Source organism: Curtobacterium sp. 458, from assembly GCF_030406605.1.
Lineage (GTDB): Bacteria > Actinomycetota > Actinomycetes > Actinomycetales > Microbacteriaceae > Curtobacterium.
This window is the reverse complement of record NZ_CP129104.1, coordinates 519,761-543,602: the sequence shown is the minus strand read 5'-3', so window position 1 is coordinate 543,602 and position 23,842 is coordinate 519,761. Positions and strand designations below refer to the sequence as shown.

The 23,842-nt window shown below is 70.4% G+C and carries 18 protein-coding genes; 10 read left to right on the top strand and 8 right to left on the bottom strand.

The genetic code is table 11. From position 1 onward, the window contains the following. The first annotated feature begins 75 nt into the window (after positions 1-75). The 4 genes from QPJ90_RS02580 to QPJ90_RS02565 all read left to right on the top strand — a co-directional run bounded on the left by QPJ90_RS02580 (position 76) and on the right by QPJ90_RS02565 (position 5,058). Positions 76-942 carry a hypothetical protein gene (locus tag QPJ90_RS02580; RefSeq protein WP_290132915.1) on the top strand — a complete coding sequence of 289 codons (867 nt, stop codon included), beginning with the start codon at positions 76-78 and terminating at the stop codon, positions 940-942. Between the two features lie 49 nt (positions 943-991). Next, entirely contained in the window at positions 992-2,290 is a 1,299-nt protein-coding gene (locus QPJ90_RS02575) for an O-antigen ligase family protein (protein ID WP_290132914.1), read from the top strand. Next, positions 2,287-3,597 (top strand): oligosaccharide flippase family protein, encoded by a 1,311-nt coding sequence (locus QPJ90_RS02570; protein ID WP_290132913.1) that lies wholly within the window; start codon positions 2,287-2,289, stop codon positions 3,595-3,597. The genes QPJ90_RS02575 and QPJ90_RS02570 overlap by 4 nt, the downstream gene beginning before the upstream one ends. A gap of 81 nt (positions 3,598-3,678) precedes the next feature. Continuing rightward, a complete protein-coding gene (locus tag QPJ90_RS02565) occupies positions 3,679-5,058 on the top strand; it encodes a hypothetical protein (protein ID WP_290132912.1) in 1,380 nt (459 codons plus the stop codon). Positions 5,059-5,315: 257 nt separating this feature from the next. Here QPJ90_RS02565 and QPJ90_RS02560 read toward each other — a convergent pair whose 3' ends face one another. Further along, a complete protein-coding gene (locus tag QPJ90_RS02560; protein ID WP_290132911.1) occupies positions 5,316-6,815 on the bottom strand; it encodes a polysaccharide biosynthesis tyrosine autokinase in 1,500 nt (499 codons plus the stop codon). Positions 6,816-6,900: 85 nt separating this feature from the next. Here QPJ90_RS02560 and QPJ90_RS02555 point away from each other — a divergent pair, with 85 nt between their 5' ends. Continuing rightward, positions 6,901-8,922: an acyltransferase family protein gene (locus QPJ90_RS02555; protein WP_290132910.1), complete on the top strand. Its 2,022-nt coding sequence runs from the start codon at positions 6,901-6,903 to the stop codon at positions 8,920-8,922. 6 nt (positions 8,923-8,928) lie between these two features. Here QPJ90_RS02555 and QPJ90_RS02550 read toward each other — a convergent pair whose 3' ends face one another. From QPJ90_RS02550 to dnaK, 5 genes are all read right to left on the bottom strand, one after another. After that, a complete protein-coding gene (locus tag QPJ90_RS02550) occupies positions 8,929-10,071 on the bottom strand; it encodes a class I SAM-dependent methyltransferase (RefSeq protein WP_290132909.1) in 1,143 nt (380 codons plus the stop codon). Positions 10,072-10,094: 23 nt separating this feature from the next. Further along, the gene (locus tag QPJ90_RS02545) at positions 10,095-10,505 is read right to left on the bottom strand and encodes a helix-turn-helix transcriptional regulator (protein WP_290134151.1); all 411 of its coding nucleotides are present in this window, start codon (positions 10,503-10,505) and stop codon (positions 10,095-10,097) included. A gap of 114 nt (positions 10,506-10,619) precedes the next feature. Beyond that, positions 10,620-11,627, bottom strand: coding sequence for a DnaJ C-terminal domain-containing protein (locus QPJ90_RS02540; RefSeq protein ID WP_290132908.1), 1,008 nt, complete (start codon positions 11,625-11,627; stop codon positions 10,620-10,622). Between the two features lie 22 nt (positions 11,628-11,649). Continuing rightward, positions 11,650-12,312: a nucleotide exchange factor GrpE gene (locus QPJ90_RS02535; RefSeq protein ID WP_290132907.1), complete on the bottom strand. Its 663-nt coding sequence runs from the start codon at positions 12,310-12,312 to the stop codon at positions 11,650-11,652. Positions 12,313-12,314: 2 nt separating this feature from the next. Beyond that, complete coding sequence (gene dnaK / locus QPJ90_RS02530) at positions 12,315-14,180, bottom strand: molecular chaperone DnaK (protein WP_290132906.1); 1,866 nt, start codon at positions 14,178-14,180, stop codon at positions 12,315-12,317. A 275-nt stretch (positions 14,181-14,455) separates the two neighbouring features. Between dnaK and QPJ90_RS02525 the strand changes: the two genes are divergently transcribed. After that, positions 14,456-16,873, top strand: a complete 2,418-nt coding sequence (locus QPJ90_RS02525; RefSeq protein ID WP_290132905.1) for an Ig-like domain-containing protein — start codon at positions 14,456-14,458, stop codon at positions 16,871-16,873. Between the two features lie 103 nt (positions 16,874-16,976). Next, a complete protein-coding gene (locus tag QPJ90_RS02520; protein ID WP_290132904.1) occupies positions 16,977-17,435 on the top strand; it encodes a DUF3060 domain-containing protein in 459 nt (152 codons plus the stop codon). 60 nt (positions 17,436-17,495) lie between these two features. Here QPJ90_RS02520 and QPJ90_RS02515 read toward each other — a convergent pair whose 3' ends face one another. Both QPJ90_RS02515 and QPJ90_RS02510 read right to left on the bottom strand, forming a co-directional pair. After that, a complete protein-coding gene (locus QPJ90_RS02515; protein WP_290132903.1) occupies positions 17,496-18,326 on the bottom strand; it encodes an aldo/keto reductase in 831 nt (276 codons plus the stop codon). Positions 18,327-18,403: 77 nt separating this feature from the next. Further along, on the bottom strand, positions 18,404-18,811 hold the full coding sequence (locus tag QPJ90_RS02510; protein ID WP_290132902.1) for a pilus assembly protein CpaE: 408 nt from the start codon (positions 18,809-18,811) through the stop codon (positions 18,404-18,406). A 216-nt stretch (positions 18,812-19,027) separates the two neighbouring features. Between QPJ90_RS02510 and QPJ90_RS02505 the strand changes: the two genes are divergently transcribed. The 3 genes from QPJ90_RS02505 to tatA all read left to right on the top strand — a co-directional run bounded on the left by QPJ90_RS02505 (position 19,028) and on the right by tatA (position 23,762). After that, positions 19,028-21,730 (top strand): glycoside hydrolase family 2 protein, encoded by a 2,703-nt coding sequence (locus tag QPJ90_RS02505; protein ID WP_290132901.1) that lies wholly within the window; start codon positions 19,028-19,030, stop codon positions 21,728-21,730. Positions 21,731-21,841: 111 nt separating this feature from the next. Then, the gene (locus QPJ90_RS02500; RefSeq protein WP_290132900.1) at positions 21,842-23,335 is read left to right on the top strand and encodes a sugar transferase; all 1,494 of its coding nucleotides are present in this window, start codon (positions 21,842-21,844) and stop codon (positions 23,333-23,335) included. A 163-nt stretch (positions 23,336-23,498) separates the two neighbouring features. Continuing rightward, complete coding sequence (gene tatA, locus QPJ90_RS02495; RefSeq protein ID WP_290134150.1) at positions 23,499-23,762, top strand: twin-arginine translocase TatA/TatE family subunit; 264 nt, start codon at positions 23,499-23,501, stop codon at positions 23,760-23,762. Positions 23,763-23,842: the final 80 nt, after the last annotated feature.

The following is a 23,842-nucleotide window of genomic DNA, read 5'->3' as shown; positions in this document are numbered from 1 at the left end:
GTCGGCGATGCGTCTTCGTACATATGACATCTTGATTGCTGGAGTGTGGCGCACGACCTGTCTACGCTCCTGCCCATGCGCCCCCTTCCTCGTGACCCGCTCCGCCTCTTCGCGTCGTACGTGCACATGGCATCGGCAGCTGTTCGCGCCCGGCTCGGGCGTCATCGGCTGACGATGCCCGGCGGACCCGTCGTCTCGTTGACGACGCACGGAGCGCGTGCCCGCGCGGTCCACCTGACGCTGGCGTCCATCGGAGCCGGCACCGTGCGGCCGTCACGGCTGATCGTGTGGATCGATGACGAAGCCCTGCTCGCCGAGCCTCCACGAGGGCTGCGTCGCCTCGTGGCACGCGGGGTCGAACTCCGACCGTGCGAGGACCTCGGCCCGCACAAGAAGTACTTCCCCTACGTCTGCTCGCTCGCGCAGCACCGCGTCCCGATGGTGACCGCGGACGACGACGTGCTCTACCCGCGGAGGTGGCTCGAGACCCTCGTCGCGGAGCACGTTCGTCGGCCGGATGCTGTGTTCGCGCATCGGGTCAACCGCATCACCGTCGAGGACGATCGCGTCCTCCCGTACGACCGCTGGGAGCGGGCCACGTCTGCCGAGGTGACGCCGCGCAACTACGCGGTCGGGGTGAAGGGGGTGCTGTACCCGCCGGCGTTCCTGGACGCACTGCGCGATGCCGGCGACGGGTTCAGGTCGGTCGCCCCAGGGTCGTCGGACACCTGGCTCCACCACCGGTCGCTCCGGGCGGCGGTCCCCGTGCTTCCGGTCACCGCCCTCGAGGGAGTCGTCTTCTGGCCGGTCCGGGGGCTGCGGCGCTCGCCCGCGCTCCTCGACCAGAACGTCCGAGCGGGCCGGAACGACCGCGTCCGCGCGTCGCTCTGGTCGCCGACGGACAGCGATCTCGTCGTCCGAGGTGCGTGGACCCCTTGTTGAAATAACACATGTCATGTTCTAATGGAGCGACCCGTTCAGGAGGCTCCTCGTGCTGTTCCTCGTCCAGATCGCTCTGTCCCTCGTGGTCGCCCTCGCGACCGTCCGTCGGCCACAGTGGGGCATCGCGGCTGTGGTCCTCTCCGCCGCCCTCCTGCCGTTCGAGGTCGTCCGGAGCCTCCTCGGGACGAGCTGGCACCCGGCGACCACGATCGGCATCGCGCTCCTCGTGGTGACCTTCGTCCGTGACCCACTCCAAGTCGGGCGTGTCCTCTGTCGCCACGCGGTCGTCACTGCCGTCCTGCTCGTGTTCATCGCCATCGCGATCGCCACGTCGTGGTTCACCGGGCGTGCCGGCGATCTCGGCACGATCGTGCTGCAGCTCATCGCTCCGACGATGGTGTTCCTGGTCGTCCGAGCCCGGTCGACCGACCAGCCCGGACTCCCGAGCGCCGTCGCCCGGATGATCGTCCTCGTCGCCGTCGGCGAGACGCTCCTGATCCTCGGGATCTGGTCGGGCCTCGTGCCGCAGCCGTGGCTGAGCACGCTGGAGGGACTCCGGTGGTGGGCGACGGACTCCGCGCGGATGCTCGGTACCTTCGACCACCCGCTCGTCGCTGCACTGTGGATCTCAGCCGCTGTCCCGATGGCGGCCGCGCTCGGCACGGTCTGGGCACGGACCGCGGTACCCGTCCTGCTCGTCGTGGGGGTGGCGCTGACCGGTTCGCGATCCGCCCTCTTCGCGGCGGTGCTCGCGGTGGTGGTGCTCATCCTCCGGTCGCGCATCGCCGCGGTCGTCAAGGTCGCTGCGCTCGGCGCGGCGACGATCGGCCTGACGACCTTCCTGGGGAGCGCCGCTGGAGCGATCGTCAACGACCGCCTCGAGGACGACGGTGGCTCGTCGTCGGCCCGCTTCAAGACGATCGGTCTCGCCGTCGAGCAATGGCGGGAGACCGCGGTCATCGGCCGCGGCTTCGGTGCGAGCGAGCAGGTCACCCGCAACGCCCTGATCGGGAACACCTTCGAGAACCCGTTCCTGATGTTCTCAGTCGACTTCGGGCTGGTGGCGGCTGTGCTCTTCTTCGCGGCGATCGTCGGACTCGTGTTCGCCCGGCGAGCGGGGGCGGTGCGGACGCCGGGAACGCGCCTCGCGGCGGCGCTCACGTTGCTGACGCTCATGGGCTTCAACTCGCTCAGCACCAACACCCCCATCGGGCTGCTGCTCTTCCTGCTGCTGGCGATCGTCCCGGGGAGCGGGGCCGGCGACACGGGTGGAGGTCGGGGCGAGTTCCCGACCGCGGACCTGCCGGACCGGGCCGACCCGCGCTGCACCGTCAGGGCCGGGCTGTGACCGCCGGGCACCAGAACCGTGTGGGGAACATCCTCGCGGCCCTCGTCGGGAACGCGTTCCCGCCGCTCGCGTCGATCGCGACGGCACCGATCCTCGCACTCGCGCTCGGTGTGGACGGGCGAGGAGCGGTCGCGTCGGCCACGGCCCCGCTCTTCCTCGCGGTGGCCCTCGCGACCTTCGGGGTCCCGGCCTCCGTCACCCGCTCGATCGCGCGGCAACCGTGGCTCGCGGGGCCGTTCGTCTGGCGGGCGGCGGGCGTCCTCGTCCTCGCGGGGGCCGTCGTCACGGTCGCAGTGGTGCTCACGTCGCCCTTCTTCGGCGGTGGGGACGACACCCTGGTGACCCTGGTGCGCGTCGCCGCGGTCGCGGTCGTCCCGACCCTCCTGACCACGCTGCTCCAGGCGGTCGCGAGCGGACGCCACCGATGGCGGCTCGTCACCGTCGAGCGCGCGGTCACGGCCGGCGCGCGTCTGACCGCGCTCGCCTCCCTGGCCATGGCCGGCACGCTCGACGTGGTGAGCGCGGTGGTCGTCCTCGCGCTCGCCCCCGTGGTCGGTGCCGCCGCGTACCTCGGGCTGCTCCGCACGGACCCGGTCGGGCGGCCTGTCGGTTCCGTGGACGCCCGCTCCCGCGACGTCCTGTCCTTCGGGATCCGGGTGTGGTTCGGGTCGGTGGCCGGCGTGCTCCTCACGCGGCTCGACCAGGCGCTCATCACGCCGCTGTCCGGGCCGGCCGAGCTCGGCCTCTACGTCGTCGCCGTCAACGTCGCGGACCTCCCGCTCGTCATCAGCAACGCCGTCCGGGACGTCTCGTTCGCAGCGGACGCAGCAGAGGCCGACGACCGACGCATGCTCGCGGCCTCGCGGATCTCGTCAGCACTGTCCCTCGTCGTGAGTGCCGTGCTCGCCGCGACTGCCTGGTGGTGGGTGCCCGTCGTGTTCGGGTCCGAGTTCGCAGCCGCGCTGCCCGCGTGCCTTGTCCTGCTGCTGGCCACGGCGGTCGGCGGTCAGGGCGCCCTCGCCGGCGTCACGCTGAGTGCCCGGGGCGCGCCCGGGCGGCGGAGTTGGTCGCTCGTCGTCGCAGCGGCGGTCAACACGACCCTCGTCGTGCTGCTCGTCCCCGGGCTCGGTGCCGTCGGGGCGGCGATCGGCACCCTGGTCGGTTCGTTCGTCTCGAGTTCGCTCAACGTCCTGCAGGTCTGGCAGCGACACGGCATCCCGCCGCGCTCGTTCTACGGCCTCCGCGCGAGTGACCTCCGCGCCTGCGGCCGCGTCGTGCGGCGCGTTCGGGGCCGTCCGACCATGTGACATGTGAACGCTTCGGTCCTCGAATGCCCGCGCCCGTAGGGTCCTCGCGGCGCCGCGGAGTGCGGCGCGGAGAGGAACGACATGCACGACCACAACGAACCGCCGCGCGCCGCGCGGCTGCGCCGACGGACAGTGCTGTCCGGTGGCGCCGCGGGACTGGCCGCGGCAGCGCTGACGGTCTGGACGAGTCCGGCGCGTGCGGCCACCGCGGAGTACTTCGTCGACTCCGCCGCGGGCGACGACACCGCCGACGGCAGTCGGACGCGCCCCTGGGCGACGACTGCGAGGGTGAACCAGGCCATCGCATCCGGAGCGGCCGCGGCCGGGAGCACCGTGCGCTTCCGGCGCGGTAGACGGTTCCACGGCATCATCCGACCCGGATCGACGCGCGGACTCCGGTTCGAGTCCTGGGGCGACGAGTCCGAAGCGCCGGTGATCACGACCTACAAGTACGTCCAGGGGGAGCGGTGCTGGGACGCCGTCGGTGACGGTCTCTGGCAGGTCGACCTCAGTGCAGCGAACATCGGACGGACGCATCACGGCCACGTGAGCACCTGGACGACGGAGATCGGGTTCCTCAAGGTCGACGGCACGATGCACGGTGACCGGAAGGCCTCGACCAGCGCGCTCACCGAAGACTGGCAGTTCACGTCGATCGGGCCCGTCGTCACGGTGCGGTGCACAGAGAACCCGAGCACCGACGGCCGGCGTGTGTGGCTGGCCGTGGCGGAACCGATCCTCGAGGGGCGCTCCGGAACGACTGTGCGCGACCTCGCCCTCCTCGGTACAGGGCGCAATGCGGTGCAGACGGCGAGCTCCGCTGTCCCGACGCAGGGGTTCACGCTCGCAGGCTGCATCGTCGGCGAAGCCGGGGGCGGATTCGCCGCGGACGGTGTCTCCCGGATGGGCAACGGCGTGCAGGTGTGGAGCGGCGCCACGGACGTCCTGATCGCCGCCAACACGATCGTCGACTGCTGGGACACCGCGATGACGATCCAGGGGCCCGCGGTGGTGTCGGGGCCATCATGGTCGAACGTCGAGTTCAACGGCAACGTCTCGGACCGGAACATGCAGACCTTCGAGTACTGGTCCTCCGGCGCTCCTGATCCGGGCACCGTGTCGACCTGTGCCGTCCGCGGCACCAGAGCGTCGCGGGCCGGGTCGAGCTGGAGCGCGCGTGTCCGACTCGACCGGTCGGGGAAGGGGTCGCACGTGCTGTTCTACTCGGACGCCGTGGAGGCTCGGATCGCCATGCGGGGCAATGAGTTCGCCGGCGCCTCGGACGCCTACCTCTACGCGAAGGTCCGCGTGCCCGTCGGTCTGACGAGCGACGAGAACACGATCCGAATCGCCCCGACCACACGCCTGCACTGGCAGCGGTCCGAGCGCATCGATCAGCGCGCGGCGTGGACCGCCGCGACGGGTCTGGAGCAGAATTCGACCTTCGCCGTGCTGGCCTGAGCGACGGCGAGCTGACGGCCACACCGCCCGGCCAGACCGGCCGGCCAGACCCGCCCAACCGGCCCGGCCCAACCGGCCCGGCAAGACCGGCCGGACCCGTCCAGACCCGCCCGGCCCGGCCGGACCGGCAGGGCAGACCGGCCCGGGCCGGCCAGACCCGCCCGGTCGGACTCGAACTGCTGGCTTGATCTGTCCGGCCCGCCGCCTGGACCGGTCTGCCCCGCCGAGCACGTGCTCCGTGCAGGGCAGGCCGGTCCTCACTTCGCTGAGTCGTCCGCGTGCGACCGGATGGGTGCCGCCGGCGCGACCGGGAACGCCCCCGTCTCACTGTCGCGCAGTCGACGTCCACGCTTCGGTGCAGCGACTGCCAGGTCGACCGTCGCGGCGCCGCCGTAGTACGCCCCGTACGCCGATCCGTACGCGCCGCCGTACCCCTTGCGCCCGCGGAAGGCCACCATGCTGACGACGATGCCGAGGACGGAGGCCCCCACCCGGTCGAGGCGGTCGAGCGCGGCACGGAGCTGCGGCGTGCGGCTGCTCCGGGCCGAGGTGACCACGACGGCACCGGAGGTCATCGACGCGAGCACCGCGGCGTCGGTCACCGGCAGGAGTGGCGGCGCATCGAGGAGCACGTGGTCGTACTGCTCCGTCAGGAGCTCCAGCAACGCCTGCATCGCGGCCGATCCCAGGAGCTCGCTCGGGTTCGGCGGGACGAGTCCGGCGGGGAGCACGTCGAGCTTGGTGCGCCCCCACGGCTGGACGACGTCGTGGACCTCGGCTCGACCGATGAGGAGATCGGTGAGGCCCGCGGCGTTCTCGAGCCCCATCACCTCGGCGACCCGCGGTCGGCGAAGGTCGGCGTCGATGAGCACCACGCGTGCGCCGGTCTCGGCGAGCGCGATGGCGAGGTTCGCGGTCGACGTGGTCTTCCCTTCACTGGGCATCGCGGAGGTCACGACGAAGCTGCCGTTGCCTGACCCGAGGTCGACGAACTGGAGGTTGGTCCGGAGCGCCCGGTACGCCTCGGCGAGCGGGTTGCGCGGGTCCGCGGAGACGATCAGCGGGCGGCGCTTCGCGTCGTGGTCGAAGCCGAGCGTGGCGAGGATCGGCGAGTCGGTGCTGGTGGCGACGTCGCGCGGCCCGTGCACCCTGGTGTCGACGACGCTCCGGAGGAGTGCTGCGCCGAACCCGAACAGGGCGCCGAGCGCGAGACCGACGGCGAGGTGCAACGGCGTGTTCGGCGAGGAGGGCGCGGACGGGACGACGGCGCCCTGGATGGTCGAGGCCCGGACGAGGCTCGTCGCGTCGGGACTCGGCTTCTCGAGTCCTTCGATGACGCGGATGAAGCTCGTGCCGATGGCGTCCGCGATGCGGGCCGAGCGGCGGGCAGATCCGTCGGTGACGGCGATCGTCATCACGACGGTGTTCGTGTTGATCGTCGGCTGCACACGCCGCGCGAGGGCCGTCGGGGTCGTGTCGAGCCCGAGTTCGTCGATCACCGGCTGCAGGATGCTCTCGGTCAGGATCACGTCCGCGTAGGAGCGGACCTTCTGCTGTGCTGCGGCGTTGCCCTGCGACACGTCGGTCGCTGATGCTGCGTCCGGAGTGCGGACCGCGACGAAGAGCTTGACCGCTGCCGTGTACTCGGGTGTCGCGGCCTCGGCGGCGGTGAACCCGGCGCCCCCGCCGAGCAAGAGGCCGATCGTGATCAGGAGCCATCCCTTGCGGAAGACCTTCACGAGGTTCGCCGTGTCCATGTCGCGTTCCTGTCTGGAGGGAGTGGTCGTCAACGTAAATATATCACATGATAGTATTTGGTCACCCGCCCTGAACGGAGACGAGATGACCAGCCCTCCCCCCGCGTTCCGAACGGATGTGCACGGCCTTCGCGGCATCGCGGTCGCGCTCGTCCTCCTCGATCATGCCGGGCTCACGTTCGGCGGCGGGTTCGTCGGGGTCGACGTCTTCTTCGTGATCTCCGGCTTCCTCATCACCGGTCACGTCGTCCGCGAGCTCGAGCAGCGGGGCCGTGTCGACCTCGCTGCGTTCTGGGCTCGTCGTGTCCGTCGCATCCTGCCGTCGGCCCTCGTCGTCGCCCTCGTGACGGCGGTGGCCGGACTCGGGCTCGTCCCGCCCCTGGCACGTGGCGAACTCGTCGACGCCGCGGTGGCTTCGTTCCTGTCGGTTCCGAACCTGTACTTCGCATCGGAAGGCACCGACTACCTCACCGGGACCGCTCCGTCGCCGTTCCAGCACTACTGGTCCCTCGGGGTCGAGGAGCAGTTCTACCTGCTCTGGCCACTGCTGCTCCTGCTCGTCTGGCGACTCGGACGCCGTTCGTCGGACAGCCAGCGGACGGCCCTGCTCGTCGGCACGATCGTGGCGCTCATCGGACTGTCACTGACCCTCGCCGTGCTGCTGACGGACCGGTCCCAACCGTGGGCCTTCTTCTCCCTGCCGTCCCGTGCCTGGGAACTCGCGGCCGGTGGACTCGTCGCGGTCGCGGTGGCTCGGCGGGCGGTCGTGCGGGGTCACACGGCCGCGTGCATCGGCTGGGCGGGTCTCGCGGGCATCCTCCTCGCGGCGACCACGTTCGACGAGACCACCGCGTACCCGGGGACGGCCGTCCTCTTGCCGGTCCTCTCTGCGGTGGCGCTCGTGTGGAGTGGAGCCGCTGGCCACCCGTTCGGCCCCGTCGTCCTGCTCGGGGTCCGTCCGTTGCAGTACCTCGGGGGCATCTCGTACGCGCTGTACCTCTGGCACTGGCCGCTGCTCGTCCTGCCCCAGGCCGCGATCGGACTCGCGACGCCCCTTCCGCTCTGGGCGCGCTTCGTCGCGCTGGCCACCGCCGTCGTCCTCGCGCACCTGACGACGCGGTACGTCGAGCAGCCGTTCCGTGGTGTCCGTGCGCCGGGCGTCCGGACCGTGCTGCTCGGGGTCTCCGCGAGTGCCCTCGCCGTCGCCGTCGTCCTCGGGGCGGGTACGGCCACCGACCCTCGGACGTCGACGTCGGGCCGCTCCGCCGCTGATGTGACGCCCACTGCACCGCCGACCTTCACGCCGTTCGTCCCGAGCGGACTCGAACCACAGCTCGACCGGGCGACCGAGGCTTCGTCGGACTACCGACGCGAGGGCTGCCACGTGGAGTCGACCTCGGACACGACGGTGAATTCGTGCGTGCTCGGAGACCCCGAGGGTGCCCTGACGGTCGCGCTCGTGGGGGACTCCCACGCCGCGCACTGGATGCCGGCACTCGAGGGCTGGGCGGAACGACGCGGCGGGGTCCGGGTCCTCGGGTACACGAAGAACGCGTGCACGATGGTCGACGTCGAGGTCAGGACGTCGGGCCGCCCCTACCGGGAGTGCGACGTGTGGCGAGCCGCAGTGCTGCAGCGGCTCACGGCCGACGCACCGGACGTCGTGCTCGTCGCCGGTTCCGCGCACCTGCCGCTCGTGGGTGCGCCCGACGAGGCAGACCGGGCCGCCCGGATCGACCTGTGGCGCGAGGGGCTGCGTCGGACGCTGGCCGCGCTGCCCGAGCGGTCACGGGCGAGTGTCCTCGCCGACACCCCGGAGTTCGCGGAGTCGGTCCCGCGGTGCCTCTCGGCGAACCTCGACGACGCCGGCGCCTGTGGCGTCGACCGGCACGTCGGTGTGGACCCTGGTTGGATCGCCTCGGAACGGCGCGTGACCGAGGACGCCGGTCACGGTTACGCCGACCTCACCGACTGGTTCTGCTCGGCCACCCGGTGCGGCGTCGTGTCCGGGAACACCCTGCTGTACCGGGACCACGGACACCTCACCGAGCCGTGGGCACGTGCGCTGTGGAGGCAGATCGGCGGGGCGATCGAGGAGGCACGCTGAGCCGCGTCACGAGACCCGCGACGCCGTCACGGTGAACTTGTCGGTCCGGACCACCTGGCGCGTCGCGCCGACGACACGCTCCAACACCGGCCGGTAACGCAGGTGCGAGTTCCAGACGCACCACAGTTCCCCGCCGGACTGGAGGATCGTGGCCGCGTTCCGGAACATCGCCTCGGCGGCGTCGGTGGTCACCGTGGTGTCCGCGTGGAACGGCGGGTTGCACAGCACGAGCTGGGCGCAGCCGTCCTGGAGCTCGTCGCCCGCGTCCGTCCGCACGACCTGCACGCGGTCCTCCACATCGTTCGCCGCCGCGGTCGCCTTCGTCGACGCCACCGCGGTCTGCGTCACGTCCGTCGCGATGACCTTGATGCCGGGCCGCTGCCGCGCGAGCGACACCGCGATGACGCCGTTCCCGCAGCCGAGGTCGACAGCGGTCCGAGCGGTCGGGACGGCGTCGCGCACCACGTCGAGGAGCACGCGCGTGCCTTGATCGAGCGACGGTCCCGCGAACACCCCGCCGTGCGCGACGAGCGTCAACCCGAGTTCGTCGTTGTGGACCGACCGCGGCCACGGGTTCGACGTGTCCGCGCGGACGGCCGAGGCACGAAGGGGGTCCTGCGCGACGAGGAGCCGCGACTTCCCGCGCCCGCGCGAGGCCGTCACCTCGCCGAAGTACCGACGGAGGACGTCGTTCTGCCCGAGGTTCATGTGCTTCGACACCCCGCCGCAGAGCAGCACCACGTCGGGTGCGGCGTACCGGGCGACCGCGCGGGCGATCTCGTCGAGCCGGTCGTTCGACTTCGAGAGGCGCAGCAGCACGAGCCGTGCGTCGGTGAACGCCCGTTCGAGGGAGTCCGGATGGTGGAAGCCCCGCCGCCCGAAGACGCCGGCGTTGGCCTCGAGCGCGCGGACCCCGACGAGGGAGTCCTGCACGACCCGGACGTCCGACGCGCCGTGCACCGAGATGACCCCGAGCGTGAGCACACCGTTCCGGTCGTCGACGACCGCGACCTCACCCGGCTGCCGGAGCGCATCGCCGTGTACGTGCGGCGCCTCGTCGAGGATGAAGCGGTCGGTGCCGTCGATCGTGATCAGGTCCGGCGCGTCGTCGTCGCGACGGCGGAAGAGGTCGGCGAGGTCCGGTGGCACGGCGCCACCCTACCCAGTGCGCCCTAGTGCGGCGGACGCCAGAGGACGATCTGCGTGTTCCGCTGCGGGCGCATCCCGGCGCGCAACGGCACCGCACCGCCGGTCGCCGAGGCCGCGAACACACGCGCGCCCGGCCGGTTGATGAGCTGATCGGCGAGGGCCGTCTCGAGTTCCGACACCCGCGAGCGCAGCGCCCGGTTCTCGTTCTCGAGTTCGAGCACCCGACGGATGCCCTCGAGCGAGACGCCCTCGGACCCGAGCCGCGCGATCTCCCGCAGCTGGGCGATGTCGCGCATCGAGTACCGCCGCGACCCGCCGCGGGTGCGGCCGGGCACGACGAGGCCGAGCCGGTCGTACTGCCGGAGCGTCTGCGGGTGCATCTCCGCGAGCTCGGCCGCCATCGCGATGGCGAAGACGGGCGAGTTCTCGTCCATGTCGGTCATCGACCGCCCCTCTCGTCGTTGTCGTGGTGCGGACCAGCCTGGAGGCTCGGTGCGGCTTCCTGACGGAGCCGCGCCGAGCCTCCAGGCCGGGTTTCGTGCAGCGCGCTAGCCGCGCGCCTTGGCGAGGAGGTCCTCGCGGGGGTCCTCGTCGGGCAGCGCAGCTGCCAGGGCCTCGACGGCCTCGCGCTGCTTGTCCGACAGGTGGGAGGGCACCGCGACCTGCACGGTGGCGAGCAGGTCGCCCGTGCCCTTGTTGCTGGCGACGCCGCGACCCTTGACGCGCAGGACGCGACCCGACGGGGTGCCGGGGGCGACCCGCAGCTTGACGGGCTCGCCGCCGAGCGTCGGGACCTGGATCGTCGCGCCGAGCGCCGCCTCGACGAACGTCACGGGGACGTCCACGCGGAGGTTGAGCCCGTCGCGCTCGAAGACCGGGTGCTTCCGGACCGAGACCGTGACCACGAGGTCGCCGGCCTCACCGCCGTCGGGGGACGGCTGCCCGCGCCCGCGGAGACGGATCTTCTGCCCGTCCGCGACCCCGGCCGGGATCCGGACGTTCACCGGACGACCGTTGCCCTGCGAGAGCTTGACGGTGTCGCCGGCGATCGCGGTCGCGAAGTCGAGCGTCGTGGACGCCGTGACGTCCTGACCCTTCGACGGTCCACCGAAGCCGCGGTAGCCGCCGTTCGACTGACCGAAGCCGCCGCCGCCGAACATGCCGCCGAGGATGTCCTCGAAGCCGCCGGCGCCGCCGCGACCGTTGCCCGGCTGCCCGAAGCGGACGCGCTGACCGCCTCCACCGCCGCCGAACATGCCGCCGAAGACGTCCTCGAAGCCGCCCTGGGCACCCGGGCCGCCCGCCGTGAAGCGGGCGCCCGAGCCCATGGCGCGGACCTGGTCGTACTCGGCGCGCTGCTCCTTGTCGGAGAGCACCGAGTAGGCCTCGCTGATCTCCTTGAAGCGGGCCTCGGCGGCGGCGTCACCCGGGTTGGAGTCCGGGTGGTACTGCCGCGCGAGCTTCCGGTAGGTCTTCTTCAGCTCAGCGTCGCTCGCCGTCTTGTCGACGCCGAGGACCTTGTAGAAGTCCTTGTCGAACCAATCCTGACTGGCCATCCGTACCTACCTTTTCCCGCGCTCAGGCCGGGACCGCGACCGCGACCTTGGCCGCACGGAGGACCCGCTCGCCGAGTTTGTAGCCCGGCTCGACGACGTCCGCCACGGTCTGCGCGGTCGCACCCGGCGTCGGGAGCTGCACGATCGCCTCGTGGATGTTCGGGTCGAAGGCCTCACCCTTCTCACCGATCTGCACGAGCTTGAACCTCTCGAAGCCGCCGCGGATCTTCTGACCGATGACCTGCATGGGCCCCTCGGCGAGGTCGCCGTGGGCCTCGGCTCGGGTGAGGTCGTCGAGCGCCGGCAGGAGCGCCCGGACGACCTCGGCGATGGCGACCTCGCGGTTCGCCTCACGGTCACGCTCGACGCGCTTCCGGAAGTTCACCAGCTCGGCCTGCGCACGGAGCATGTCCGCCCGCATCTCGGCGACCAGGTCGCGGTCCTCGGCGCTCAGCTTGTCCTCGGCGATGCCTCGGGCGGCGTCGTCGAGCAGCGCCTGGTCCTCCGGGGAGAGGTCGCTCTGCGGCCCGCCGGCGGCGGGGCCGTCCGTGGGGACCTCCACGTCCGGCCCCTCCGCCTCGATGAGGTCCTCGGGCTCCTGCGCGTTGGTGGCGTCGCCCTCGACCTGGGGCTCTGCATCCTCGGGCACGTTGTCCTTCGGTGCGTTGTCCTCGGGGTTCGGCATCGTTACTTCTTGTCCTTGTCGTCCTCGTCGTCCACGACCTCGGCGTCGACGATGTCCTCGTCGTCCTGCGTCGCCTGGTCACCCGCGGGCTGCTCGCCACCGGCCGCGGCACCCGCGTCCTGCTGGCTGTAGATCGCCTGGCCGAGCTTGCCCTGCGACTCGTTGAGCTTGTCGAACGCGGCCTTCACTGCGTCGTCGTCCTCACCCGCGAGCGCCGACTTCAGGGCGTCGACGTCGGCCTGGACCTCGGACTTGACGTCCGCGGGGAGCTTGTCCTCGTTCTCCTTGATGAGCTTCTCGATCGAGTAGACGAGCTGCTCGGCCTGGTTGCGACGCTCGTTGGCCTCACGACGGGCCTTGTCCTCGGCCGCGTGCTCCTCGGCCTCGCGGACCATGCGCTCGATGTCCTCCTTCGGCAGCGACGAACCGCCGGAGATGACCATCGACTGCTCCTTGCCGGTGCCCTTGTCCTTCGCGGACACGTGCACGATGCCGTTCGCGTCGATGTCGAACGTGACCTCGACCTGCGGGACGCCACGGGGCGCCGGCGCGATGCCGGTCAGCTCGAAGGTGCCGAGCGGCTTGTTGTCGCGGGTGAACTCGCGCTCGCCCTGGAAGACCTGGATCGCGACCGACGGCTGGTTGTCGTCGGCGGTCGTGAAGGTCTCGCTCCGCTTGGTCGGGATCGCGGTGTTGCGGTCGATGAGCTTCGTCATCAGGCCGCCCTTGGTCTCGATGCCGAGCGACAGCGGCGTCACGTCGATGAGGAGGACGTCCTTGCGCTCGCCCTTCAGGACACCAGCCTGCAGCGCGGCACCGACGGCCACGACCTCGTCCGGGTTGACGCCCTGGTTCGGCTGCTTGCCGCCCGTGAGCGACTTGACGACCTCGGCCACGGCGGGCATGCGGGTCGAGCCACCGACGAGCACCACGTGCGCGATGTCGCTGACCGAGACACCCGCCTCCTTGATGACGTCGTTGAACGGCTTCTTCGTGCGGTCGAGCAGGTCGGAGGTCATCTGCTCGAACTGCGCACGCGAGATGGTCTCGTCGAGGTTGAGCGGACCCTCGGCCGTGAGCGTGAGGTACGGGAGCTGGATGCTCGCCGACATCTGCGACGAGAGCTCCTTCTTCGCCTGCTCAGCGGCCTCCTTGAGGCGCTGCTTCGCGATCTTGTCGGTCGAGAGGTCGACGCCGTGCTCGTCCTTGAACTTCTTGATGAGGAAGTCGACGATGCGCTGGTCCCAGTCGTCGCCACCGAGGCGGTTGTCGCCGGCGGTCGCGCGGACCTGGATCGTGGAGAAGTCGTCGTCCTTGCCCACCTCGAGCAGGGAGACGTCGAACGTGCCGCCACCGAGGTCGAAGACCAGGATGAGCTCGTCTTCCTTGCCCTTGTCGAGGCCGTACGCGAGCGCAGCGGCCGTCGGCTCGTTGATGATGCGGAGGACGTTGAGGCCGGCGATCTCACCGGCGTCCTTCGTGGCCTGGCGCTCGGCGTCGTTGAAGTACGCCGGGACGGTGATGACCGCGTCGGTCACGTCCTCGCCGAGGTACTGCTCGGCGTCGCGCTTGAGCTTGCCGAGGGTTCGAGCCGAGATCTCCTGCGGCGTGTACTGCTTGCCGTCGATGTCGACCTTCCAGTCGGTGCCGATGTGGCGCTTGACGGAGGCGATGGTGCGGTCCACGTTCGTGACCGCCTGGCGCTTGGCGGTCTCGCCGACCAGGACCTCGCCGTCCTTCGTGAAGGCGACGATCGACGGCGTGGTGCGGAGGCCCTCAGCGTTCGCGATGACCGTGGGCTCGCCACCCTCGAGCACGCTGACGACCGAGTTGGTGGTTCCGAGGTCGATGCCTACTGCACGTCCCATGTGTTGGTGCTCCTTCGTTTGGTGCGGAAGTCGTTGGACTTGCGTCCGATGGACTCAACCTTACTCCTGACAGGGGGCACGTCAACTCGAAGGGCTGGAAGTTGCGTCCGAATGACTCAAGTCATTTCGATAGCGAGTGTTGTATTCCTACGCAGAGTTTGATATTTTGAAATGGCAGCGGGGTGTCCCGCGACCACGACGACCGCGAATCGCGGATGGACCGATCATCCCCGATGAGCCCTCGCGGCCCGACCCCTCGAAAGGGATCACCAACCATGTCCTACAAGACCAAACGCATCGCGAAAGGCCTCGGCGCATCCGCGCTCGCCGTCGCGACCATCGCGTCCGGCCTCTCCTTCGGTGCTGCCGCCAGCGCGAACCCGAGCTCCGCTCCCCAAGAGGCCAAGGACGGGCGCACGGTGCAGATCATCGCGAAGCTCGATGAATACAACTTCCGCACGCATTCCGCATCGTACGTGCGCCAATTCCCGACCTACGCTGACGCGCAGAAGGCCGCCACGTCGTACCGAGTGCTCCCCACCGGTGACGGTCGCTTCCAGCTGGAGGACACGAAGAACCCGGGCCAGTGCTGGGGGTACGCAAAGCACGCGTCACTTGGCGAATGGTTCCAGGAGCACCCCTGTGGGGGTCCCCAGTCGGAGCTCATGCAGGATGAGCGCGGGAACATCATGGTCCCGGCGTACTCGAAGTACCTCACGACGAACATCAGGTCGATGACCAACCAGTCCTACTTCGCGCCGTCCACATCGGCGCCGAGCACCAACGATTTCGTCGGCATCGAGGGCCTCGGGTTCGGCGGACGAGTCGTTTCGACCGACCTCGACCGACGTTCGGCCGTCGTGTCGGGCGCCGCGATCCCGAACGCGTTCGTCGCTATCGCATGGGGTGATGGCCGGGCCGACGAGATCCGCGCGAACGCGGATGGCGAGTGGTCCTACGAGCTGGAGGGGTTGCAGCTCGGGGAGAACCCCGTTCACATCGAACAGTACGTCGACAAGAAGCAGTACGGGTTCCACGACTTCGACGTCGAGCTGAAGATCGCAGACCTCACGGTCGAGCACGAGTTCGGCGCTGAGCGCGACGATCTCGTGGTGCTCTCCGGAGCGGCGCAGCCGGGCGCGGTCGTGCAGGCACTCGACGAGAACGGCAACATGCTGGTCGCGTCTGACGAGGTGCCGATGTCCGGCGCGTGGTCGATGGAGCTCCCGGCGCCGAACAAGGCCGGTGCCTACGAGATCGACGTCGTCCAGTCCTACGGCGGCGAACAGACCGGCAAGACCGCGGTCTCGATCGACTACGGCGCGCAGCTCGCTGTCACGCGCCCCGAGGACGGCTTCGCGCATGCGGGCGGAAAGCTCAAGCTGCGAGGCACGGGTGAGCCTTCGTCGACGATCACCGTGGCGGAGGACGGCAAGGTCGTCGGGACCGCCAACGTGTTCCAGAGCTCGCAGTGGAACCTCACGACGACCGAGGCCCTGAGCGCATCCGAGCACGAACTGACGGTGACGCTGCAGTCGAAGGGCGGCAACGCCCAGACCGAGACGATCGTCGTGAACCCGGGTGAGGGCACGGTCGAGCTGACTGCTGACGGCCGCTTCGATGCTGCTGACGCGACGAAGCCGGCAACCGCGTTCGGTGCGGCGCCGAACGGTTCGACGGTGGTGCTGCGCAACTCGGTCGGCACCGAGATCGGTCGCACGGTCGCGAAGGGTGACGCGTACGAGATCAAGATCAATCCGACAAAGGCGATCTCGGGCGTGAACTCGTTCAGTGTCATCATCGATGGCGCTCCGGAATCCGAGTCGAAGTCGTTCACGTTGAACTACGGGCAGCCGGCTGCTGCGGTGGTCGTGACGAAGCCGGAGCGCGACGGCACCGTCGCGCCGGGCCGGGTCGAGTTCGCGGGGACCGGTGAGACCGGTTCGAAGATCGTGGTGCGTGGGTCGAGCCGTGAGGTCGCGTCGGCGATGGTCGTGTCGGGTTCGTGGTCGGCGACGTCCACGATGGAACTCGGCAAGGGGAAGTACGACCTGTACTTCGACCAGATCAGCAAGGGCGGGCTGACGTCGACGGTCCGTCACGCGTTCACGATCGGTGAGCTCGCTTCGATCGTGACGCCGCACACCCTGACCAGCCCGGGTGCGGACGCGGTCCTCGACACCCTCACTCCGGAGTTCCGGGGCACGGGGCACGAGGGTGCGACGATCACGGTTCGTGGTTCGTCGCGGGTCGTCGCGAGCGGCACGGTCGTGAACGGTCAGTGGATCGCGAAGACCGACGAGGCGTCGCCGCTGGCGCCGGGCACGTACAACCTCTACGTCGATCAGTCGGTCCGTGGGACCGTCACGGGCACGATCCGTGCGTCCTTCACCGTGTCGAACGAGTCGTTCCGGGAGCTGACCCTGTCGGCGCCGGCACAGAACGAGAACGTCACGACGCTGCGTCCGACGTTCGTCGGGACGGCAACGCCGGGTGCGGAGATCCGGGTCGGCTCGTCGCGGACCACGGTCGCGACTGCCACGGTCGGCGAGGACGGCACCTGGCGTGCCACCGCCCTGTTCGACCTCGCTCGGGGCGGCACGTACGCCGGCCTCGAAGTGAAGCAGACCACGAAGTCGGGCAAGACCTCGACGGTGTCCTCGACCTTCACCGTCGACCGCAACGCCCAGTAACACTCCCGCAGCTCTGGCTGCATCGGAGGGCCCGGCTCGCGCCGGGCCCTCCCCCCCCGACTCACCTCCGGCCCACGCCCCACCCCGAATGAAAGGCACCGCCATGCGTACTCTGCGAATGCTCGCCCCCACGATCGTCGCCGCTGCGCTCGTTGCCGTGCTCGCCGGCTGCTCCGCAGCTGACAGCACCGAGCCCGCGTCCAAGCGGTCGACGTCCGCGTCGTCGAAGCCGTCCGTGCTGCCCCAGTCCGACGTGCGGGTGCCGGACGTCAAGAAGAGCGTGACGTGCACCGACGGGACCGCGGTCGTGGACCAGTCCGGCGCAGAGGTCACCCTCGATGGCGACTGCGCGAGGGTCACCGTGTCGGGCAACGACTCGATCGTGCACCTCGGCGACGTCGACGAGCTCATCGTCGAGAGCGCCATCAGCCGCATCATGGTCGGCACGGCCAAGACCGTCACGCTCAGCGGCAACGCGAACGATGTCCTCTACACCGGCGGCAAGCCGACGAGGGTCACTGACAAGGGCGAGCGGAACATCGTTCAGGCTGAGGGCAAGTAGACCGGACACACGGAAAGGGCGGCAACCAGGAGGTTGCCGCCCGTTCGTGCATCCGGCGGATCAGGCCGGGACGTAGTCGAACGTGTCCGGGTCCGGGCCGGTGCGGTGGCCCTTGTCGAGCGACGTGATCGCGGTCATGTCCTCGTCGGAGAGCTCGAAGTCGAAGATCGCGAAGTTCTCCTCGACGCGGGTGCGGGTGACCGACTTCGGGAAGACGATGTCGCCGCGCTGGATGTGCCAGCGGAGGACGACCTGCGCCGGGGTCTTGCCGGTGTTGCCGGCGATGCGGGTGATGGTCTCGTCGTCGAGGACGAGGCCCTGCGCGATGGGAGACCACGCCTCGGTCGCGATGCCGTGCTCGCGGTCGTACGCGCGGAGTTCCTCCTGCGTGAGGTACGGGTGCACCTCGATCTGGTTCACCGCCGGGGTGATGGTCGTCTCGGCGGCGAGGCGGTTGAGGTGGTGCGCCTGGAAGTTGCTCACGCCGATCGAGCGAGCGGTGCCGGCGCGGTAGAGCTCCTCCATCGCCTTCCACGTCGGCACGAAGTCCGAGACGGTGGGCAGCGGCCAGTGGATGAGGAAGAGGTCGGTGTAGCCGCCGAGGAGGTCTGCCGACTTCTTGCCGTTCTCGAGCGCTGCCTCGGAGTCGTGGAAGCCGTTGTTGAGCTTCGAGGTGACGAAGATCTCCTCACGAGGGATGCCGGACGCCTCGATGGCCTCGCCGACCTCCTTCTCGTTGCCGTACATCTCGGCGGTGTCGATGTGGCGGTAACCGACCTCGAGTGCTGCGAGCGTCGCCTCCTTGGTGTCGGAGGGGTCGATCTGGAAGACGCCGAAGCCGAGCTGCGGGATGGTCTTGCCGTCGTTCAGGGTGATGTTCGGAACGGTCATGTCGCCATGCAACCAAAGCCCGCCCAGCGTGCATTCCAGCAACTCCCAGCCGGGCGCGTCACCCGGTCCGGGGGCGGTCAGTCCAGCGCAGAACGGATGTAGGCGAGGAGTGCGGCACCGTACGCGTCGGCCGCATCGGGAGCGTCGAAGGTCTGCGGGGCCCCGTCGATGGTCGCGGTGACGGTCAGCGACGAGCCCGAACTCGCGAGCGACACGAAGGCGCTCCCGAGCAGGGACCGCAGCTGGTCCTCCCGCGGCAGCCACAGCGACTCGGCGGCCTCGACCGAGTCGAGCGCCCACTCCGTGGTGCCGTTGAACCCGAGCACGGTGCCGGAGGGGTAGTCGTGCCGCTCGACGGTCATCTCGGAGACGGTGTAGACGTCGTCGTCGACCCCGGGCTTGTCGATGACGAAGCGGTCCCCGGTCGACGGGTGCCAGCGGAGTCCGGCGTCGCGGAGGGCTGCGGCGAGAGCAACTGTGATCACGCGCCCCAGCCTGCCACCCACCCCCGTGCAAGCTCCGCGTACTAGCATCGCCGGGCACCCCCTCGTGTGATCGCCCAGGCGGTCGCGCGCGCGACGTGACGACGCCCGGCTGACCGGTGTCGTGCCTCCAGGCCGGTACCCGGCCGCCTGGCGGACACGCAGCCGGCGTCCCGACCGAGCGGACCACCGGTCCCGCCCGCCCAGAGAAGGACCCGCATGACCCTCGACCGCGAGGAACTCCGCGACGGCTGGACCGTGACGATGGCAGGCGGCAGTGGCGCCCCTGACGGCGTCGCCGGTCGGAGCATCCCGGCGACGGTGCCGGGGCAGGTGCACACGGACCTCGAGCGGGAGGGCCTGCTCGCCGACCCCACGTTCGACCGCAACGAGGCGGACGGCAAGTGGGTCGGACGCGCTGACTGGGCCTACCGGCGCGCGGTCGACGTCGATCCGCGGGGGCACGAACGCGTCGACCTGGTGTGCGACGGACTCGACACGGTGTCGACGCTGACGGTCGACGGTGTGACCGTCGGGACCACCCGGAACATGCACCGGCGCTACCGGTTCGACCTGCGCGATGCGACCGGTGGGTCCAACACGCGCACGGAGCGGGAGCTCGAGATCCTGTTCGAGTCGCCCTACCGCGAGGCCGGACGCGTCGCGGCCAGGGCCGGGAGCATGCCGGGCCCGTACGACGAGCCGTTCCCGTACGTGCGGAAGATGGCGTCGAACTTCGGCTGGGACTGGGGGCTGACGGCGGTGACCAGCGGCCCGTGGCGGCCGGTGGCGATCGAGCGCTGGTCGACGGCGCGACTCCGTGAGGTGCGTCCGCTCGTCGACGTCGAGGCGGGGGAGGGCGTGCTCGACGCGCACATCACGGTCGAGCGGTCCGGGATGAACGACCTCGACCAGGACGGCGAGGACGACGACCTCGTGCTGGTCGTGACCGTGAGCGGCCCGGACGCCGAGGGCGGGACGACCCGACAGCGCTCGCGTGCGCAGCTGACCCCGAAGGACGACGAGACCGTCGTGACCGTGCGGGTCCCGGATGCGCAGCGGTGGTGGCCGCGCGGCTACGGCGAGCAGCCGCTCTACGACGTGACCGTCGAGCTGCAGACGGTCGAGGGTGAGGTCCTCGACCGTGATGTGTTCCGGACGGGCTTCCGGTCGACGCGGATCGACACGGCATCGGACACGATCGGCAAGCCGTTCGGTGTGTACGTCAACGGGACGCTCATCGACGTCCGCGGGGTGAACTGGATCCCCGACGACGTCATCGTCTCGCGTGTGACGCGGGACCGCTACGCGTCCCGACTGGGCACCGCTGCCGCGCTGCGGGCGAACCTCGTGCGCGTCTGGGGCGGCGGCGTGTACGAGTCGCGCGACTTCTACGAGGTGTGCGACGAGCTCGGACTGCTCGTCTGGCAGGACTTCGCGTTCGCGTGCTCCGCCTACCCCGAGACCGAGCCGATCCGGAGCGAGGTCGTCGCGGAGGCCCGGGACAACGTCGCCCGGCTCTCCCGCCACCCGTCCCTCGTGGTCTGGAACGGCAACAACGAGAACATCTGGCTGCACGACGTCGACGGCTGGGCGGAGTCGCTCGGGGACCGCGGCTGGGGGCTGGACTACTACCTCGACCTCCTGCCGACGATCGTCGACGCGGTGGACCCGACGCGCTTCTACACGGTGGGCTCGCCGTGGTCCGGCGACGAGGAACTGCCGGCCAACGACGTCGACCACGAGACGCACCACTCGTGGGAGGCCTGGAACCGCCTGCCCGACAGCGCGTACCGCGTGTCGGTGCCGCGGTTCGTGTCCGAGTTCGGCTGGCAGGCGCCGCCCGCGTGGCGGACGCTGCGTGACGCGGTGTCCGACCCCGAGCTGACCGTGGACGCACCCGGCGTCGTCCACCACCAGAAGGCGGACGACGGGATGGGCAAGTTGGCGCGGGGGATCGCTCCGCGCTTCGGCAGCGTGGACGCTGCCTCCTTCGACGCGTGGCACTACCTGACGCAGCTCCAGCAGGCGCGCGCGATCGCGACGGGCGTCGAGCACTGGCGGACGCACTGGCCACGGAACACCGGGGTCGTCCTGTGGCAGCTCAACGACCTGTGGCCGGTCGCGTCGTGGTCGGCCGTCGACTCGTCGGGGCGCCTCAAGCCGCTCGCGCACGAGCTGCGGCGGCTCTACGACGACGTGCTGCTGACGATCCGGCCCGTCTCGTCGGTCGCCGGCCCGCGGCCGGCGGCTCCGGCCGGCGCGTCGCCGGACGACCAGCCTGGAGGCACGGATCGCCCGTCCTCACCGGCGCACGTCGACGAGGCGGCTGAGCTGGGCGAGCTGGCGGACACGCTGTCGCTCGGGTCCGGGGGCGTCTCGCTCGGGGTGTCGCCCGGAGCCTTCGGTTCGTCGCCCGTCGAGGTCGCGGTCCGGTCGGCCAAGTCCGTCGGCGACGGGGTCGTGCGGGTCCGCCGCATCACGCTCGCCGGTATGGTGCTCGCCGAGGTGACGCTGCCGGTGCACCTCTCCGCCGGGGTCGCCGTCGTCGCGCTGCCCGAGTCGGTCGGGGTCGTGGACGATCCGCGGAACGAGCTGATTGTCGCCGACCTCGACGAGCACCGCGCGGTGTGGACGCCGGCGCCCGACCGTGAGCTGCGGTGGGAGCCCGCGCGCTTCTCCGCGTCGACCGAGGTCGACGGAGCGACGATCCGGGTGGTGGTGGAGGCCTCGACCGTCGTGCGGGACCTGCTGCTCCAGCCCGACCGGGTGTCACCGGACGGGGTTGTCGACCGGGGCTTCGTGACGCTGCTCCCTGGCGAGCGGGCGGTGTTCCGCGTGCGCGGGGTCGAGCCGGCGGACGCGGGGGCGCTGCTCGACCGGCCGGTGCTGTGGTCAGTCGCGGATGTCCTCGGTCATTGATATTTCCAACATCTCGGTGATATTCTGGTAGGGCGAACCTTCGTCGTGCTCTGACCGACGAAGGCGCCCGGCCGACCCTCCGTCGGTCGGCGTCCGACCGGAGGTCCCGCGGTGTCACTCACGTTCCGTCCCACCCGTCCGGTGGGAGTCGTCGCCCTGACCGCGACGCGTGCCGTTCCCACCGCCGCCCCCGCCGGAGCACGGCCCGGGTTCGCGACGGCTGTCGCCGCCCTCGACCTCGCCGTCCTGCTCCTCGCCTTCGTGGCGGCGCACCTCGTGCGGTTCCCGGGTGAGCTCCCGGTGGGTTCTGCTGCCGCGGGCTGGATGGAGTTCGTCGTCGCGCCCGCGATCGTGCTCGTCTGGATGACGCTCCTGTCGACGTTCCGTACCCGCAACGCCCGCATCGCTGGTGTCGGCAACGAGGAGTACCGCCGGCTCGTGCTGGCGAGCCTCGTCGCCGGAGCGAGCGTCGCGATCGTCGCCTACGCAGTCCAGCTCGACCTCGCCCGTGGGTACGTCGCGATCGCGTTCCCGCTGGGGCTCGCCCTGCTCGTGGCGGAGCGCAAGGTCGTGCGCACGGTGCTCGCACGCCGACGGGGTCGTGGCGAGCGGCTCCAAGACGTCCTGCTCGTCGGCGACGCCGAGGACGTGCGCTACGTCGGCCGTCGGATCGCGGCGACCCCCGTCGCCGGGTACCGGGTCGCAGGCGTCGTCACGGACTGCCTTGCCATCGGCTCGACCGTCGAGCTCGGAGGGGCGTGCTCGTCGGTCGTCGGCGGGATCGACGACGTCCTCGACCGCGCGCAGGCGGGCGGCGTGTCCGCCGTCGTCGTCGCAGGGGCGATCCGCGGCGGGCACGAACGTCTCCGACGACTCGGTTGGCAACTGGAAGAGCACGGCGTCGAGCTCGTCGTCTCCTCGCCGCTCGCCGACATCGCTGCAGGCCGGGTCCACGAACGCCCGGTCGACGGCCTGCCGCTCATGCACGTCGAGACGCCCGACTACCGTCGGCGGTTCGGCAAGCGGCTGCTCGACGTCGTCGGCGCCGGGCTCGGCCTGGTGCTGCTCGCCCCGGTGTTCGCCGTGATCGCGGTCGTGATCCGGCTCGACGACCGGGGGCCGGTGTTCTTCCGTCAGACCCGTGTCGGTCGCGGTGGGCAGGACTTCCCGATCCTCAAGTTCCGGACGATGTGCGTCGACGCCGAAGCCCGGATGGCCGCACTCGAGGCATCGAACGAGGGCGCGGGACCGCTCTTCAAGATGCGGGACGACCCCCGGGTGACCCGCGTCGGAGCATTCCTCCGCAAGACGTCGCTCGACGAGCTCCCGCAGCTCTGGAACGTCCTGAAGGGGTCGATGAGCCTCGTCGGGCCCCGTCCGGCGCTCCCGAAGGAGGTCGCCGTCTACGAGGACTTCGCGGACCGGAGGCTGCTCGTGACCCCGGGCATCACCGGGCTGTGGCAGGTCAGTGGTCGCTCGGACCTCGACTGGGCCGAGGGCGTGCGGCTCGACCTCCACTACGTCGAGAACTGGTCGTTCCTGCACGACATCGTCATCCTCGCGCGGACGATCCCGTCCGTGCTGCGGTCCCGCGGCGCGTACTGACCCGGCGGGGGCAGTCGCCGAGCCTGTGCGAACGGTGTCCGTTCGGGCTCCTCGCCTGTGATTCCCGGAGAGACCGAGTTACCATGAACGGACCACGAGCTTCCGCCGCGTGTGTCGAAGAAGACCCGAGCACGGCGACCAGTTCACCATCGAAGGAGTCATGATGTTCGCAGGCCTCACCGGCATCCATCTGCTGATCATCCTCGGGATCGTCATCCTGCTGTTCGGGGCGACCAAGCTCCCGGCGCTCGCGAAGGGTCTCGGTCAGTCGATCAACATCTTCAAGAAGGAGATGGGCACCGAGGACAAGCAGGCGTCCGACGCCACCGCCCAGAACACGACCGCGCAGAACACGGCTGCGCAGACGGCGGCCCCGGTCGTGAACCCCGGCCCCTCGGTCCAGCCGAACGCCGACTCCAAGCAGTAGGACTCCCAGCCCCGTCCTGTCGGCAGCCCCCGCGACCACTCCGGTCGCGGGGGCTTCGTCGTGCGTGCGGTCGTGTGCGC

Excerpts from the sequence above, each read along its gene's own strand:
- tatA (WP_290134150.1), top strand. The coding sequence starts at position 23,499 with ATGTTCGCAGGCCTCACCGGCATCCATCTGCTGATCATCCTCGGGATC.
- QPJ90_RS02565 (WP_290132912.1), top strand. The coding sequence starts at position 3,679 with ATGCACGACCACAACGAACCGCCGCGCGCCGCGCGGCTGCGCCGACGG.
- QPJ90_RS02535 (WP_290132907.1), bottom strand. The coding sequence starts at position 12,312 with ATGCCGAACCCCGAGGACAACGCACCGAAGGACAACGTGCCCGAGGAT.
- QPJ90_RS02525 (WP_290132905.1), top strand. The coding sequence starts at position 14,456 with ATGTCCTACAAGACCAAACGCATCGCGAAAGGCCTCGGCGCATCCGCG.
- QPJ90_RS02580 (WP_290132915.1), top strand. The coding sequence starts at position 76 with ATGCGCCCCCTTCCTCGTGACCCGCTCCGCCTCTTCGCGTCGTACGTG.
- QPJ90_RS02555 (WP_290132910.1), top strand. The coding sequence starts at position 6,901 with ATGACCAGCCCTCCCCCCGCGTTCCGAACGGATGTGCACGGCCTTCGC.
- dnaK (WP_290132906.1), bottom strand. The coding sequence starts at position 14,180 with ATGGGACGTGCAGTAGGCATCGACCTCGGAACCACCAACTCGGTCGTC.
- QPJ90_RS02515 (WP_290132903.1), bottom strand. The coding sequence starts at position 18,326 with ATGACCGTTCCGAACATCACCCTGAACGACGGCAAGACCATCCCGCAG.
- QPJ90_RS02505 (WP_290132901.1), top strand. The coding sequence starts at position 19,028 with ATGACCCTCGACCGCGAGGAACTCCGCGACGGCTGGACCGTGACGATG.
- QPJ90_RS02560 (WP_290132911.1), bottom strand. The coding sequence starts at position 6,815 with ATGGACACGGCGAACCTCGTGAAGGTCTTCCGCAAGGGATGGCTCCTG.
- QPJ90_RS02545 (WP_290134151.1), bottom strand. The coding sequence starts at position 10,505 with ATGGACGAGAACTCGCCCGTCTTCGCCATCGCGATGGCGGCCGAGCTC.
- QPJ90_RS02540 (WP_290132908.1), bottom strand. The coding sequence starts at position 11,627 with ATGGCCAGTCAGGATTGGTTCGACAAGGACTTCTACAAGGTCCTCGGC.
- QPJ90_RS02520 (WP_290132904.1), top strand. The coding sequence starts at position 16,977 with ATGCGTACTCTGCGAATGCTCGCCCCCACGATCGTCGCCGCTGCGCTC.